This window comes from Pseudomonas pisciculturae (assembly GCF_015461805.1).
GTDB classification, from domain to species: Bacteria; Pseudomonadota; Gammaproteobacteria; order Pseudomonadales; family Pseudomonadaceae; genus Aquipseudomonas; species Aquipseudomonas pisciculturae.
Window position 1 is genome coordinate 111,109 of the sequence record NZ_JACVZE010000007.1, and the last position, 13,024, is coordinate 124,132.

Below are 13,024 nucleotides of genomic sequence, written 5' to 3' on the forward strand. Positions count from 1 at the left end.
CTCAATGCCCTGCCGGCAGGTTTTTGTCTGCGCTGATGGCGATGGGCGTACCGTTGTCCAGTTTCAACTGGCCGGCGCTGACTACCTGTTCACCGGCTTTCAGACCTTTGCTCACCAGCACCAGGCCACCGCGTCGTTCGCCGGTTTCCACAAAGCGCCGCTCGGCAATCAATACAGGCTGGCCGTTGGCGTCTTCTTCCACCTCGCCGCTCTCGGACTTTTTCTCGGCCACGGCATACACCGAGTTGCCGTAGAGGGTGTAGGTGATTGCGCTTTCCGGCACCACGATCTGTGCAGTCGGGTTGGGCAGCAACACGTCCAGGCTGGTGAACATGCCGGGTAGCAGTTTGCTCTCGGGGTTGGCCAGTGTGGCGCGCACCAGCACGTTGCGTGTGCTGTCCTCAACCTTGGGGTTGATCGCACTGATGCTGCCGGGGAACTGCTGGCCAGGGTAGGCCGAAACCAGCACCTGCACGCTTTGCTTAAGGGCGACTTTGGGCACGACATGTTCGGGGATATAGAAGTCGACGTAGAGGCTGCTAATGTCTTGCAACGTGGCGATCACCGTGCCGCTGGCCAGGTAGTCGCCCACGTCTACCTGGCGAATGCCGATGGTGCCGCTGAACGGCGCCACGATATGTTTCTTTGCCAGGGATGCCTTGAGCTGGTTGACCGTCGCTTTGTACTTTTGCAACTGCGCGCTGAGGCGGTCGAACTCGCCCTTGGAGATCGCCTGACTGCCCACCAATTGGCTGCCACGCCCGTAATCGAGCTGCGCCAGGCCCAGGTCGGCCTGGGCTGTTTCCAGCAGCGCGCTTTCCACGGCGCTGTCGAGTTGCACCAAGGGTTGCCCGGCCTTGACCTTCTGCCCGGACTCGAACTGCACGTCTTTCACGGTGCCGGCCACCTCCAGGCTCAAGTTGACGCCTTGCAGGGCTTTGAGCGTACCGACTGACGGCAAGCGTTGTTGCCAGGGTTGCTCGACCGCCGTCGCGACCGCCACGCTGACCGCCGGTTTTGGCTGTGAAAAGACCTGGATCTGCTGGTAGATGGAAAAGGCCTTGTAGCCCCCCAGCAGCAGGATGATTAACAGGACGACACCCAACATGATCAGCATGCGACGGCGCAGCATATTTCCGATTCCTTGGAAAAACTGAGACAGACGAAGACAGACAAGCCCGGAACATTACTCCGAGTGTAGTGGGGTTTCCAGCCGGTAATTTTGACAGGTGACAGGGCCAATACTGGCCCTGTGGGTGAGGCGGGGGTTAGATCAGATGCAGATGGTTATCCCAGAGCCCTGCGGGTAATTCCAATGGCTTTGCTACCAACTGTTTCTGGCGGCAATCGTAGAAGCGGCATCGCCCTTGACCTGAGGTCACCACAAATCCGTCGGCCACTGCGCCTACACCGGCACAGTCTGGCAAGGGGCCGTCCAGGCGCAGCTCGCCGCTGTCCATGTCCCAGATAAAGAAACGGTTGCCCCGTGGTGCGGTCAACGCCACCAGGCGCAATTCGCTGTGCACGGCGACGCTGGCGGTGTAATGCCCCATCGCCTGCAATTGCTCATCGGCCACCGGGAACGCCACGAACGGTTGCCCGGGACGCTTGATCGCCAGCAACTCGGAACGCTCCTGGGACGGCCCCATGAATTGCTGGCCCGTGAGGATGGTGCCATCGCTGGCGATGCCCATATGGCGCACGCTGTTCATCTGCTGGGCCAGGGCTTCCTTGCTGATGAGGCTGCCATCACGGTGCATCAGCACCAGGCTCGGTTCCATGGCGTTGAGGTTCATTTCCACGCGGCTTTCGGCTTCGGTGCGAATGCCGCCGTTGGCCACCACCAGGGTTTCACCGTCGGGCATCCATGACACCTGGTGCGGGCCGATGCCGTGGGTGGAAATCTCGCCGGTGTGCACCAGCCGTTCGCCTTCGAACTTGTACACGCCGAGCAGGCCACGGCCGGGGTCGGACGTGTCGTTCTCGGTGGCATACAGCCAGTCGCCGCTCTTGTGGATCACCGCGTGGCCATAGAAGTGGCGATTGGCCTGGGACGTGATCGTTTGCAGCAACGTGCCATCACGCAGATCGATCAGGTAACTCTCGGAACCGGGGCGACGTGCGACAAACAGCGCAATCGGCAGGGTGGGGTGGTTGATGATGTCGTGGCAACGCTGGCCGACCTGGGTAGCAAACACCTGCTTACCGTCCAGGCGGTAGCCCACGGCGTAGTGCTTGCCGTCGGCATCATCGCGGGCCGACAGCAGCAACGGGCCCTTGTCTTTCCCCTTGAACAGCGTCCAGCCGCCCAGCGTAATCGCACTGAGCAGCACGCTGCCAACTGCCAAAGCCTGTCGCCTGAGCATCATCAGTCACCGTCGTTGGCGTTAAAGCCCAGTTGAATGCCCAGCGCCTTGGCCAACTCGCCTTCGTGCAGGCGGTGGACAACGTTGAGGCTGTCGTAGATGTCGTTGAGTTGCTGGCGCCCGGCGTCGTCGCTCAACAGTTCGTTGAGGGTGCGCTGGTTGCTGGCGAACAGTTTAAGCGACGCAGCGTAGGCGGCGTCGATCTTGTCGGCCAACGGCTTCTGATCGGACGGCAGCAGGCCACGCAAGCCTTTGTTGTCGACGCCGACCCACACGGTCTGGGCCGCCGCGAGGCTGGCTTCGAGGCTTTGCAGGGACGATTGGCTGCGCCAGGCATCGGCCTGGAACGGCTGCGGGATGCCCTTGGTCTGGCGGCCCATCGGCGTGCCGAGTTTCTTTTTGAGGGTGTCCAGTGCGGTCACCTGGACGCGCAGCAGATCGGCGATGGCTTCGTGGGAATCGGCGTAGCGTTGGTTCGGAAACTTGGTCATCTGCGCGAGCATGCCGTCGGTGCTGTTCCAGCTCGCCAGGATCTCTTCGGCCAACGCCTGCTGGCGCTCGCCAATGGCGATCAACAGCGGGCAGTAACGGGCCTTTTGAGCCGCGTCGGCAACGTCGGGCTTGGCGTCGTAGAGGATGTATTCGTAAGCCGACAGGCCCTGAACCACAACGCTGGACTTGGCAAGGGCGGCGCCGTCGATCTGCGGCTGGGCGCTCACCAACTGTTCAACCTGGCGACCCACCAGGTTCTTTTTGTCTGGCCAGAACTGCACCTGCCACGAGCGGTTGCCCTCGGCCAGCGGGCCGATCAGCAGCGGTTGCAACTCGGCCCAGGCTTTTTGCGCGTGCAGGAAGTCGGCGCGGGCGGTGTCCAGGCTCTCTTTACCCTGGCAGTAGGCCAGGGCGCTGACGGCCAGTTGGCGGTCAGCTTCGACCCAACGGCTGTAAGTCGGCAGGATCACTTGCTTGGCGATGGCCGCCGAGGTCACCGCTTGCGGGTCTTGTGGCGAGCAGGCGCCCAGGGCGAGGGCGGCAAGGCTGGTGAACAACAACTTGGGACGGAACATGTCGAGCTCCCTTCTGTAAGTGGGGCAAAGCTTATAAAGAATTCAGGAACGCCAGCAACGCAGCGCGCTGCTCGGCATTAAAGGACAACACATGCTGCTGCGCCGCTTGTGCTTCACCGCCGTGCCACAGCACGGCTTCCAGCAGGTTGCGGGCGCGGCCATCATGCAAGAACTGGGTGTGGCCATTCACGGTCTGCGTCAGGCCAATGCCCCACAACGGCGCGGTGCGCCAGTCGCGGCCACCGGCCTTGAACTCGCTGCGGTTGTCGGCAAGGCCTTCGCCCATGTCGTGCAGCAACAAGTCGCTGTAGGGGCGGATCACTTGGCTGGCCAGTTCAGGTTCGGCAGCGTTGGCAGCCGTGGTGAACGCGGGTGTGTGGCAACCCTGGCAACCGGCTTGATAGAACAGGTTTTTGCCGGCCAGCACTTGCGGCGTGTTAACGCCACGGCGAGCCGGCACTGCGAGGTTACGGGTGTAGAACAGCACCAAGCGCAGGATGTTGTCGCTGACTTCCGGCTCACCGTCTGGGCCATTGCCATTGGGCGCCTGTTTACAGGCGACTTGGGCGTCGGAGCAATCATCAAAGGGTCTCAGGGAGGTGGTGAGGCCCATATCACCAGAAAACGCGTGAACATTTTGTTGATTGAGGTTGGGTTGCCCGGCTTTCCAGCCAAAGCGCCCGAGGACGGTTTTTTGCTGGGCGTCATCCCATACCCAATTGGCGCGGCCGACGATGGCCTCCTGGTCGGCAGTCTTGGCGTCGGTGTTGCGCAGGATATCGGCGTCGCTGATGGCTTCGAGCAAGCCCAGGCCGATCATCGGGGGCGCGACCCGTGCTGAAAACAGGGTGTCGGGGTGCATCGGGCCATAGCCGAGTTGGGTGATTTGCAGGGTTGGCTTGCGCAACTCCACCACGGTGCCGTCCTTGAACGTCACGTTGACCGGCGTGTAGTCGACACGCACCTTGCCTTCCGGTGGTACGCCTGGCACGGCCATGTCCTGCAATTGCCCGCCGTAGACCGGCTCGGGCACCACGCCGTTCTGCTCGATAATGCGTGCATAGGCTGGTTGATCGGGAACCGACAACCGCACCAGCATCGACACGGCATTGGCCGCGTCGGGCAGCGGCGGATGCCCGCGGCCGTCCTTGATATGGCAGTTTTGGCAAGCATTGGTGTTGAACAGCGGGCCCAGGCCGTCTCGCGCGGTGGTGGTGGACGGCGCGATCACCCAAGGGCTGCGGAAGAAGCTGTTGCCGACGCTGAAATCCACGCGGCGGGTGGGCGACAGGTTGGCCGAGGGCAGCGAGAACGCGTTCTGGTCGCGCTTGTTCACCGTCGCAGCGCCACCCGCCCGTGATTCACCAGGCTCGGCCTTGGTAAATCTGGGCGCGTCATCGCAGGCAACCAGGCTCAAGGCCATCAATGTTGCGCACAGGCGAAAAAGCGAACGGAACATCACGTTTCCCGGGCGAAGATGAAAAATTAGGTCGCAAAGTCTAACAGGGCAGGGCCGAATGAATAAGAGCAATTATCGTTTGGTGGCCGGCGCTGCATTCCCGCTAGAATGGCCGCACATTTTATTCTGGAGGTGGCCAATGCAGGCTCTCGACGCTTTGCTCAACCGTGTTTCCGTGCCGCGCCTGCTGGAACCGGCACCGACCCAGGAGCAGCGAGATGTGCTGTTCGCCGCCGCCATGCGTGCGCCGGACCACGGCCAGTTGCGCCCTTGGCGTTTCCTCACCGTCGAAGGCGCCGCCCGTGAGCAGATGGGTACGCTGCTGGCCGAGGCTGCTCGCTTGCAAGACGCCGACGCGCCGCAAGCTGCGATCGACAAAGCCCAGAGCGGCCCGCTGCGTGCACCGCTGGTGGTGGTGGTGATTGCGCGGTTGCAGGAGCACTTCAAGGTGCCGAAATCCGAGCAATTGCTGGCGGCAGGCTGTGCGGCCCACGGGATTTTGCTGGCGGCTTATGCACAGGGGATCGGCGCGGTGTGGCGCACGGGGGAGTTGTCGTACTCGGCGCATGTTGCCAAGGGGTTGGGGCTGGGGGAGGGTGAGGAGGTGATTGGTTTCCTTTACCTGGGTACGCCGCAGAACCCGCCGCGTACGGCGCAGAAGGAAGAACCGGCAGTCAGCGCCTGGACCGGTCTTTAATTTCAATGTGATCAAAATGTGGGAGGGGCGGTGCGACGATTCGACTTGCCCCCGATGGCGGTGTATCAGCCAGCTTATGTATTGGCTGACACTCTGTCATCGGGGGCAAGCCCCCTCCCACATTTGACCGGTGGTGTTTTTGGGATTGGGGTTACACCCTGAACTGATCCATCAACTTCATCTGCTGGCTGGCCAACGCATTGAGCTGGCTACTGATGGCCGCCGACTCGGTCGCTTGCCCTGTGAGGGTTTCCGTCACCGTACGGATCGCCGAAACATTGCGGTTAACCTCTTCAGCCACCGCACTCTGCTGCTCGGCGGCGCTGGCGATTTGCAGGTTCATGTCGCTGATCACCGTCACTGCATCGCTGATCTTGCCCAGGGCCTGCACCGCTTGATGAATCTGCCCGGCATTGCTCTGGGCCTGGCTCTGGCTTGAATGCATGGTCGCCACCACGCCTCGGGTGCCGCTCTGGATGCATTCGATCACATGGCGGATCTCTTCTACCGAATCCTGGGTGCGCTTGGCCAGGTTGCGTACTTCGTCGGCCACCACCGCAAAACCCCGCCCGCTTTCGCCGGCACGGGCTGCTTCGATCGCGGCATTGAGGGCCAGCAGGTTGGTCTGCTCGGCAATGCTGCGGATCACTTCGAGCACCGAACCAATCTGCTCACTGTTGACGGCCAGGGCTTCGACTTCACCCACGGCCTTGCTGACTTCTTCGGCGAGGGTGGTGATGTCGCGGGTGCTTTGCTCGATGATCGCCATGCCTTCGCGCGCTGATTGGTCGGCGCCCTTTGCCGCGCTGGCGGCATTGGAGGCGCTGTTGGCCACGTCGTGAGCGGTAGCGCTCATTTCATTGGAGGCCGTGGCGACTTGGTCGATTTCGCGGAACTGCACCTGCATGCCTTCGCTGGTCTGAAGCGCAATGGCTGAGGATTGATCCGCCGTGCCCCGGGCTTCAGTGATGCTTTGCTTGATCTGCGCAATGGTCGGTTGCAGTTTGTCGAGGAAGCGGTTGAACCAGTTCACCAATTCGCCGAGTTCGTCTTTTTTGGTGTAGTTCAGTCGTTGGGTGAGGTCGCCGTCGCCGCTGGCGATGCCCTTGAGCATGGCGGCCACGCTGTTGATCGGACGGGTCACGCCGGTGGCCGTCAGCCAGATCAGCAACAAGCCCAGCAGGCCAGCGGCGGCGCCTACCAGCAGGGCCTTGAGGGTGCCGGCATCCTGGGCCTTGTCCAGCAGGTCTTGCAGTTTGACGGTGTCGGCCAGCATCACGTGTTTGGGCAGTTTGACCAACACACCCCACGACTTGGCATCGGCAATCGGCTTGACCGGGTACACGGCACGTATGGTTTCGTCCTGTTCGCGGATCATGCGGGTGTCGCTCGCCAGCAGTTGCACGATCTCTTTGCCCTCGGCGCCGAGGGTGTCGATGAGGTTTTTGCCGACCCGGCCCGGCTCGCCGCTGTAGGCGGCAATCAGGCCGGTGCTGGAAATGATTTCCAGGTGCGCGGCACTGTCGAACAGTTCTTTTTGCGCCGCATCCGTGGTGGCTTGCAGGGTGTCGAGGGCGATATCGATACCCACCACGCCGATGATTTTGCCGTCGACGATCAGCGGCAGCGAGATGGTGGTCATCAGCATCGACTTGCCGGCCACGGTATCTTCATACGGGTCGAGCAGGCAGGTGCTGCGGGTGTCACGTGGGCAGGTGTACCAGATGTTGTAGGGCGTACCGCTGAGGTTGAGGCTGGTCTTGGTCAGGTCGTCTTCGACCATGATGGTGTTCAAGCCAGCGCCACCGGCGCGGCTCCAATAGCTGGCGAAACGCCCTTTTTCATTGGACACGCGGGCCTTGTCGTCGACGAATTCACTGTCTTTGCCATCCAGCCCATTGGGTTCGAAGGCCAGCCAGATACCCAGCGCCTTGTTGTTGCGCTCAAAGGCGGTCTTTACGCTTTGGTTGAGAGCTTCGCGCAGCGCACCGGCGTCCAGCGAACGCTGGCTAGCGAGGGCACGCAGGTCTTTGACCTGGTCGGCGAGGGTGGTGACTGCCAGCAGGTTTTCGCCGAAGGTTTTTTGCAATTGCACCGCCTGTTCGGCGGCTTTGGATTGCAGCAGGTTCTGCACGCTGTTGGTGAGCATGCGCGAGCTGGAATCGCTGATCAGTCGGTCGTTCTGATTGGTTTCATACAGATTGACGCTGATGATCAGCGCAATCACCCCCAACAGGCATAGGCCGGACAACAGCACGATTTTCAGACGTATGGAGAGGGTGTCGAACATAGGTTCACTCGCGAAGGGACTTGTTGATGTGCACAGCACGGCAGAGTCCATTCAGCGCTATGTCTGGAACATCGGCGCAGCACGATGTTTCATGAGGAGGAGGCGATGAGCGGTAGGAAATGCCCTACATGTCGCGCTATACGGGCTGTGCGAGCCGTTCCGGGCGGGACCAGATCCACAGGTTGCCCAGGCTCATGCCGGCAATGGCCAGGTAGATCGGCCAGCCGTGGTCGAGCATCACCAGCATCAGGGTGGCGCACAGCAACATGCTCACGGTGGCACTGACCTTGGCCCGGCGAGCGATGATCTTGCCGTTGCGCCAGTTGGACAGGATGGGCCCGAACAACCGGTGGTTTTCTAGCCAGGCGCTGAGGCGCGGCGAGCTTTTGGTGGCGGCCCAGGCAGCGAGCAGGATGAATTCAGTGGTGGGCAAACCGGGTATGACAATCGCCACCAACCCAATGCCCAGGCTGACGTAGGCCAGCAGGCCGAAGAGGATTCGGGCGATTTTTGAGGTGGATTGGGGTTTGCCGGTCATGGTGAAGCTTATCTGATGGGAAAAATTACAGATTATCTGGGTTGAAATGCAGTCAAGTGTGGGAGCTGGCTTGCCTGCGATAGCGGTGTATCAGTCAACTTATCGGTCACTGACACACTGCCATCGGGGGCAAGTCGAATCGTCGCACCGCCCCTCCCACATTGGAATACATTCCAATTTCAGGAATCAGGCCAGTTCAGGGGCGTTAGCGTACGCCTGTTCGAGCAAGACGGTGAAGCGCACAAACGCATCGACCGCACCTTTCTCCACGGCAGCCTCTTCCTCGGCGCTGAATTCCAGGCCATCAAGGGTTCGGGTAAAGCTCTTCCAACCTTCAGCACGACCACCGGCCGGCTCGCCCAGGTGGCGGGCGCCGAAGGTTTCGCTCAGGCCCAGGCCCACGGCGCGTTTGATCAGGAATGCGGCGCCCAGCTTGGAGCCTTCGGACACAAACAACCAACCCAGGGCTTCAGCCTTGCTCGGGTTTTTCACCGCGCCAGCTACGGGCGCAGGCACTTCGGTGTCCAGGTCGGCCAGGTCGAGCTTGGCGGCGTCGGCGCGGCAGCGTGCGGCCAGGTCGGGAACGATCTTGATCAGTTCGGCATCGGTGTACAGGGCTACCAGTTCGGACTGGAACAGGTATTGCGCCACCACAAAGCGGGCAAAGTTGGCCTGAGTCTCAAACGGGGCGTGAGCTTTTACCAACGCATCGAGCTTGGTGTGCGGCTCGTTGGTGATCTGGTTCAGGCGCTGGGAGCGCAGGCTTGGGCGTTCTGCGGGGGTGGGTGCGGTCATGAAAAAAGTCCTTGAGAAGGGGAGCGCCTTTTTGCTCAAAAGAGAGCTGTTATCAACTAGACGAACAAGAAGACGCGGCACAGTAAAAAATCCTCACCCCGTCGAGGAAGTTTCGACAAGGTGAGGGCGCGGCGTTATCAGATGTCCCAGATCAGGTTGATCGCAAAGTTGCGGCCGGGCTGGGTCAGGCGGTCGATGTTGGCGGGGGCGGTCACCCCTGCTTCGCCAACGCTGTCGAAGCTGCGCACGTCGTCCCAGTTCCAGTATTTCTTGTCGGTCAGGTTGTAGATGCCGCCGTTGAGGGTGACGTCCTCGGTGACCTTGTAGAAACCGGTCAGGTCGACGATGCCAAAGCCTGGGGTCTTGAACGGGGCCTTGGTGGTGTCACCGTCGGGGGAGAAGAAGGTGGCGCTGTCGACACGGTTTTGCTTCTTGACCAGCGTCCAGCTGACCAGCGCGCCGTAGTTATCCTGCTCGTAGCCCAGGCCAAACACGCCCTTGAGCGGGTTGACGCTATTGATCGGCTCGCCGGTGTCATCGTTGCGGCCGTAGGCGTAGGCCACCGAACCTTGGGTGTACAGGCCCTGCGGTGCACCGAAGGCGTCGAGGTTCAGGCGGCCTTTGGCTTCTACGCCCTTGATGGTGGCGCGTTTGATGTTGCTGGGCTTGTATACGGCGCCGGTGGGGGATAGCTGCACGGCATCTTCGTTAATGAAGTTGTCGTACTTGTTATAGAACACCGCCACGTCGAAGTTGCCTGACTCAAAGTTACCGCGCACGCCGGTTTCAAAGCTCTTGCTGCTTTCGGGCTTGAGGTTCGAGTTGGGCTCTACCACGTAGCCTTCCTGCAGATTTTCAAAGCGGCCATACAGGGATTTGGCTGACGGCGTGCGGAAACCTTCTGCGTACTGGCCGAACCAGGTGTAGTTGTCGGTCAGGGCGTAGGTCAGGCCGAATTTGGGCGAGACGCGATGCCAGGTCTTGGGGCTGTCGTCGTGCGCAAACTCCCGATTCGGGTCGGTGGCGTTGAGAAAGTCCTCGGTCAGCTTGGGCTTGAGTTGGGTGTAGTCATAACGAACGCTGGGCAGGAAGGTCCATTTGCCCCAACTGATCTGGTCTTGGGCGAACAGGGCGTAGGTGTTGATGGTCGGGTCCGGGAAGTCACTGGCCGGTACGACGCGGTCGTTAAGGTTGGTGCTCGGGCCGCCGATGGCAGGGCAAGAGGCGCTGACGGTCAGGCACGTGGCGCTGCCGGTACGGGAGCCGGTGACTTTCGCCTGTTTGATTGTGGTGCCGTAGGTGACTACGTGGTCGGTGTCACCGATAGCAAATGCCTTGTCCAACTGGGCATCGAGCACCCATTGTTTTTCTTCGTAGAGCGTCTGCCGGTTGCGCTGCAAGTTGCGTGCGCCTGACACGTAGTGTTCGACGGTGGTCTGGTCGGTCTTGGCGATCTGGTAATTGAGGCTGGTCTTGATGCGGTCGGCAAACAGGGTGTCGACGGCGATGCTGTTTTCCAGGCCAAAACGCTCGCGGGTGATGGTGTCGTTGCCCGCGCGGGCACGGTACAGGTTGCTATTGAAACCGGTGTTGTAGGGGCCGCCTACGGCGCTTTTCTGGTTGGTGTCGCGGTCGTCCTTGTACTTCTCATAGGTAAAGCCCAGGCGGTTGTCATCGCCGTAGTTCCAGCCCAGCTTGGCCAGCACGTTGGTGGTGCGCGCGTCTTCCGGGTTGGCGCCGGTGCGGTTCAGGCCTGTGGCGTTGTTGCCGTCGTAGGTTTCGGTCTCGTGCCCGTTGCGCTGGCTCAGGTGCAGCAAACCGTCAAAGTCCTGCACGCGGCCGGCGACGGTGCCGGAGGTCAGCCAGCTTTCGTCGGCGGAGCTGTAGCCGGTCTTGAGGCGGGCGCCCACGTCCTGGCCGGGCTTGATGATGTCGTCGGGGTCGAGGGTGAAGTAGCTGACGGCGCCGCCGATGGCGCTGCTGCCGTACAGGGCCGAGGCCGGGCCGCGCAGGATCTCGACGCGCTTGACGATTTCCGGGTCGACGTAGTTGCGGCGGGTTTGTGCGTAAGGGCCGTTGGAGAAGTGATCGGGCACTTCGACGCCATCGACCTGGGTGAGGATGCGGTCGCCGTCGATGCCACGGATATTGAAACCGGCATTGCCGGAGCGCGTGCCAGCGCCACCGACGGAGACGCCCGGCTCGTAACGCACCAGGTCGCGGCTGTTGCCGACGTTGAGGCGGTCCAGTTCCTGGCGATCGTGCACGCTGACGGTGCTCGGTACGCTGGTTACATCCTGCTCATGACGGGTGGCGCTGATGGTCACCTGTTGCAGGTTGAGGGTGCTGCCGGCAGCGCGTTTTTCCAGCACGATGTTGTTATTGCCGAGTTTGCGGTAGCTCAGGTTGGTGCCGACCAACAACTGGTCCAGGGCTTTTTCCGGCGACAGCGGGCCGCGCGCGCCAGGGGACGACACACCCTGGCCCAGCTCTGCCGGCAGGCCGACTTGCCAGCCGGTCACGGCGGTAAAGGCGTTGAGTGCCGAGACCAGTGGTTGCTGTTCGATGCTGAAGTTGTAGTTGCTGTGGCTGCGTGGCGCGGGTTCGGCCGCGGTGGCGGTCATCACCGGCGCGCCGGCCAGCAAGATGGCAGCGGTCAGCAACGACAGGACGGGCGAAGGAGACCGGCGGTTGAAACGAGAGGACATCGGAGCGCTCCGGGTACGAATCTTATAGTTGCGAACTGAGAAAATAGGAATCAGTTGCATTGGCTAAGACGAGACGTACCGTAGGAAGCTATCGAGTAAAAATAATTCTCATTTAGTTCAAGATCACCAGCGCGGGGTATTCCGTGAGCTTGGCCGAGGTGATGTGTGCCAGGGAGCGCACCACGTCCAGAGGCTGGTCGAGGCGGTAGTTGCCGGTGACGGCGACATTGGCAAGCCTGTCGTTGGTGTTGACGATCCAGCCAGGGTAATAGCGGCGCAGCTCGGCGAGCACTTCGCTCATCGGGCAGTTTTCGAAGATCAGCCGGCCTTGCACCCAGGCCATGTCCTTGTTGGCGTCGAGCTTGGCCGGTGGGCCGAAGCCTTTAGGGCCGATGCGGATACTCTCACCGGCACTCAGGCGTACCCGGGCGTCGTTGACGGTGTTGCTCAAGTCCACGTTGCCGCGCTGCACCTGCACCTGCGCTTCGCCGTTGAGGTAACGCACGGCGAAGTCGGTATCGCGCACGCTGGCGCGTACCGGGCCTGCGTCGATTTCCAGGGGCAGGCCATGGGTGGGCAGGATTTCGAAAAATGCTTCGCCTTGGTAGAGGCGGGCGATGCGTTGATGGTCCTTGATGCTGCTGGAAAACGCCGAGTTGGTGTTGAGCAGTACTTTCGAGCCATCGTCCAATTGCAACCGTTGGCGTTCGCCTACCACGGTGAGGTGGTCGGCTTGCAGGCGCACCGGCAGGTTGCTGAAGCTGAACAGGCCAATCAGCAGCACGGCGGCGGTGGCCAGGGGTTTCCAATGCGGTTTGATCCGGCGCCAGGCGCTCGGCTTGCGAGGGGCGGCCAGCGCGACGGCAGCACTGTGCACTGGCGCGCCACCCCAGGCGGCTTGAGCCTTGGCGAAGGCGGCGGCGTGGGCTGGGTCGCTGGCGAGCCAGGCTTCAAACTCGGCCTGTTGCCCAGGCTGCGGGCACTGCAGGGCGATCAGCCAGTCGAGGGCTTGGTCCATAGCCATGTCTTGCAACACCTCATGAGCGAGCTCATGGGGGGGCGGTTTGATCGGGTCCGTCACGGTGTGCCTCGGGTCTTCGCCAC

The 13,024-nt window shown here is 61.6% G+C and carries 10 protein-coding genes and 1 pseudogene; 1 reads left to right on the forward strand and 10 read right to left on the reverse strand.

Annotated features, from left to right (window positions below; all coding sequences use genetic code 11):
- Position 1: 1 nt before the first annotated feature.
- The 4 genes from ICY20_RS19565 to ICY20_RS19580 form a co-directional block, all read right to left on the reverse strand.
- Positions 2-1,132 carry an efflux RND transporter periplasmic adaptor subunit gene (locus ICY20_RS19565; protein WP_194938388.1) on the reverse strand — a complete coding sequence of 377 codons (1,131 nt, stop codon included), beginning with the start codon at positions 1,130-1,132 and terminating at the stop codon, positions 2-4.
- 136 nt (positions 1,133-1,268) lie between these two features.
- On the reverse strand, positions 1,269-2,366 hold the full coding sequence (locus ICY20_RS19570) for a DUF1513 domain-containing protein (protein WP_194938483.1): 1,098 nt from the start codon (positions 2,364-2,366) through the stop codon (positions 1,269-1,271).
- A gap of 2 nt (positions 2,367-2,368) precedes the next feature.
- Positions 2,369-3,433, reverse strand: a complete 1,065-nt coding sequence (locus ICY20_RS19575; protein ID WP_159955424.1) for an imelysin family protein — start codon at positions 3,431-3,433, stop codon at positions 2,369-2,371.
- Positions 3,434-3,464: 31 nt separating this feature from the next.
- Positions 3,465-4,892: a di-heme oxidoreductase family protein gene (locus ICY20_RS19580; protein WP_194938389.1), complete on the reverse strand. Its 1,428-nt coding sequence runs from the start codon at positions 4,890-4,892 to the stop codon at positions 3,465-3,467.
- Between the two features lie 139 nt (positions 4,893-5,031).
- Between ICY20_RS19580 and ICY20_RS19585 the strand changes: the two genes are divergently transcribed.
- Positions 5,032-5,589, forward strand: a complete 558-nt coding sequence (locus tag ICY20_RS19585) for an NAD(P)H nitroreductase (RefSeq protein ID WP_194938390.1) — start codon at positions 5,032-5,034, stop codon at positions 5,587-5,589.
- A 151-nt stretch (positions 5,590-5,740) separates the two neighbouring features.
- Here ICY20_RS19585 and ICY20_RS28465 read toward each other — a convergent pair whose 3' ends face one another.
- The 6 genes and pseudogenes from ICY20_RS28465 to ICY20_RS19610 form a co-directional block, all read right to left on the reverse strand.
- On the reverse strand, positions 5,741-6,496 hold the full coding sequence (locus tag ICY20_RS28465; RefSeq protein WP_407692638.1) for a methyl-accepting chemotaxis protein: 756 nt from the start codon (positions 6,494-6,496) through the stop codon (positions 5,741-5,743).
- A 102-nt stretch (positions 6,497-6,598) separates the two neighbouring features.
- Positions 6,599-7,930: pseudogene (locus tag ICY20_RS28470) on the reverse strand (PDC sensor domain-containing protein); the annotation flags it as partial.
- Positions 7,931-8,015: 85 nt separating this feature from the next.
- The gene (locus ICY20_RS19595; RefSeq protein ID WP_159955432.1) at positions 8,016-8,417 is read right to left on the reverse strand and encodes a YbaN family protein; all 402 of its coding nucleotides are present in this window, start codon (positions 8,415-8,417) and stop codon (positions 8,016-8,018) included.
- A gap of 186 nt (positions 8,418-8,603) precedes the next feature.
- Complete coding sequence (locus tag ICY20_RS19600; protein ID WP_159955434.1) at positions 8,604-9,212, reverse strand: biliverdin-producing heme oxygenase; 609 nt, start codon at positions 9,210-9,212, stop codon at positions 8,604-8,606.
- A gap of 137 nt (positions 9,213-9,349) precedes the next feature.
- Positions 9,350-11,920, reverse strand: coding sequence for a TonB-dependent receptor (locus tag ICY20_RS19605; protein WP_159955436.1), 2,571 nt, complete (start codon positions 11,918-11,920; stop codon positions 9,350-9,352).
- 112 nt (positions 11,921-12,032) lie between these two features.
- Positions 12,033-13,001 carry a FecR family protein gene (locus ICY20_RS19610; protein WP_159955438.1) on the reverse strand — a complete coding sequence of 323 codons (969 nt, stop codon included), beginning with the start codon at positions 12,999-13,001 and terminating at the stop codon, positions 12,033-12,035.
- Between the last annotated feature and the right edge of the window lie 23 nt (positions 13,002-13,024).

What these genes read in the sequence shown, in the direction of transcription:
- ICY20_RS19565 (WP_194938388.1), bottom strand. Translation starts at nt 1,132, where the DNA reads ATGCTGCGCCGTCGCATGCTGATCATGTTGGGTGTCGTCCTGTTAATC.
- ICY20_RS19570 (WP_194938483.1), bottom strand. Translation starts at nt 2,366, where the DNA reads ATGCTCAGGCGACAGGCTTTGGCAGTTGGCAGCGTGCTGCTCAGTGCG.
- ICY20_RS19575 (WP_159955424.1), bottom strand. Translation starts at nt 3,433, where the DNA reads ATGTTCCGTCCCAAGTTGTTGTTCACCAGCCTTGCCGCCCTCGCCCTG.
- ICY20_RS19580 (WP_194938389.1), bottom strand. Translation starts at nt 4,892, where the DNA reads ATGTTCCGTTCGCTTTTTCGCCTGTGCGCAACATTGATGGCCTTGAGC.
- ICY20_RS19585 (WP_194938390.1), top strand. Translation starts at nt 5,032, where the DNA reads ATGCAGGCTCTCGACGCTTTGCTCAACCGTGTTTCCGTGCCGCGCCTG.
- ICY20_RS28465 (WP_407692638.1), bottom strand. Translation starts at nt 6,496, where the DNA reads ATGCAGGTGCAGTTCCGCGAAATCGACCAAGTCGCCACGGCCTCCAAT.
- ICY20_RS19595 (WP_159955432.1), bottom strand. Translation starts at nt 8,417, where the DNA reads ATGACCGGCAAACCCCAATCCACCTCAAAAATCGCCCGAATCCTCTTC.
- ICY20_RS19600 (WP_159955434.1), bottom strand. Translation starts at nt 9,212, where the DNA reads ATGACCGCACCCACCCCCGCAGAACGCCCAAGCCTGCGCTCCCAGCGC.
- ICY20_RS19605 (WP_159955436.1), bottom strand. Translation starts at nt 11,920, where the DNA reads ATGTCCTCTCGTTTCAACCGCCGGTCTCCTTCGCCCGTCCTGTCGTTG.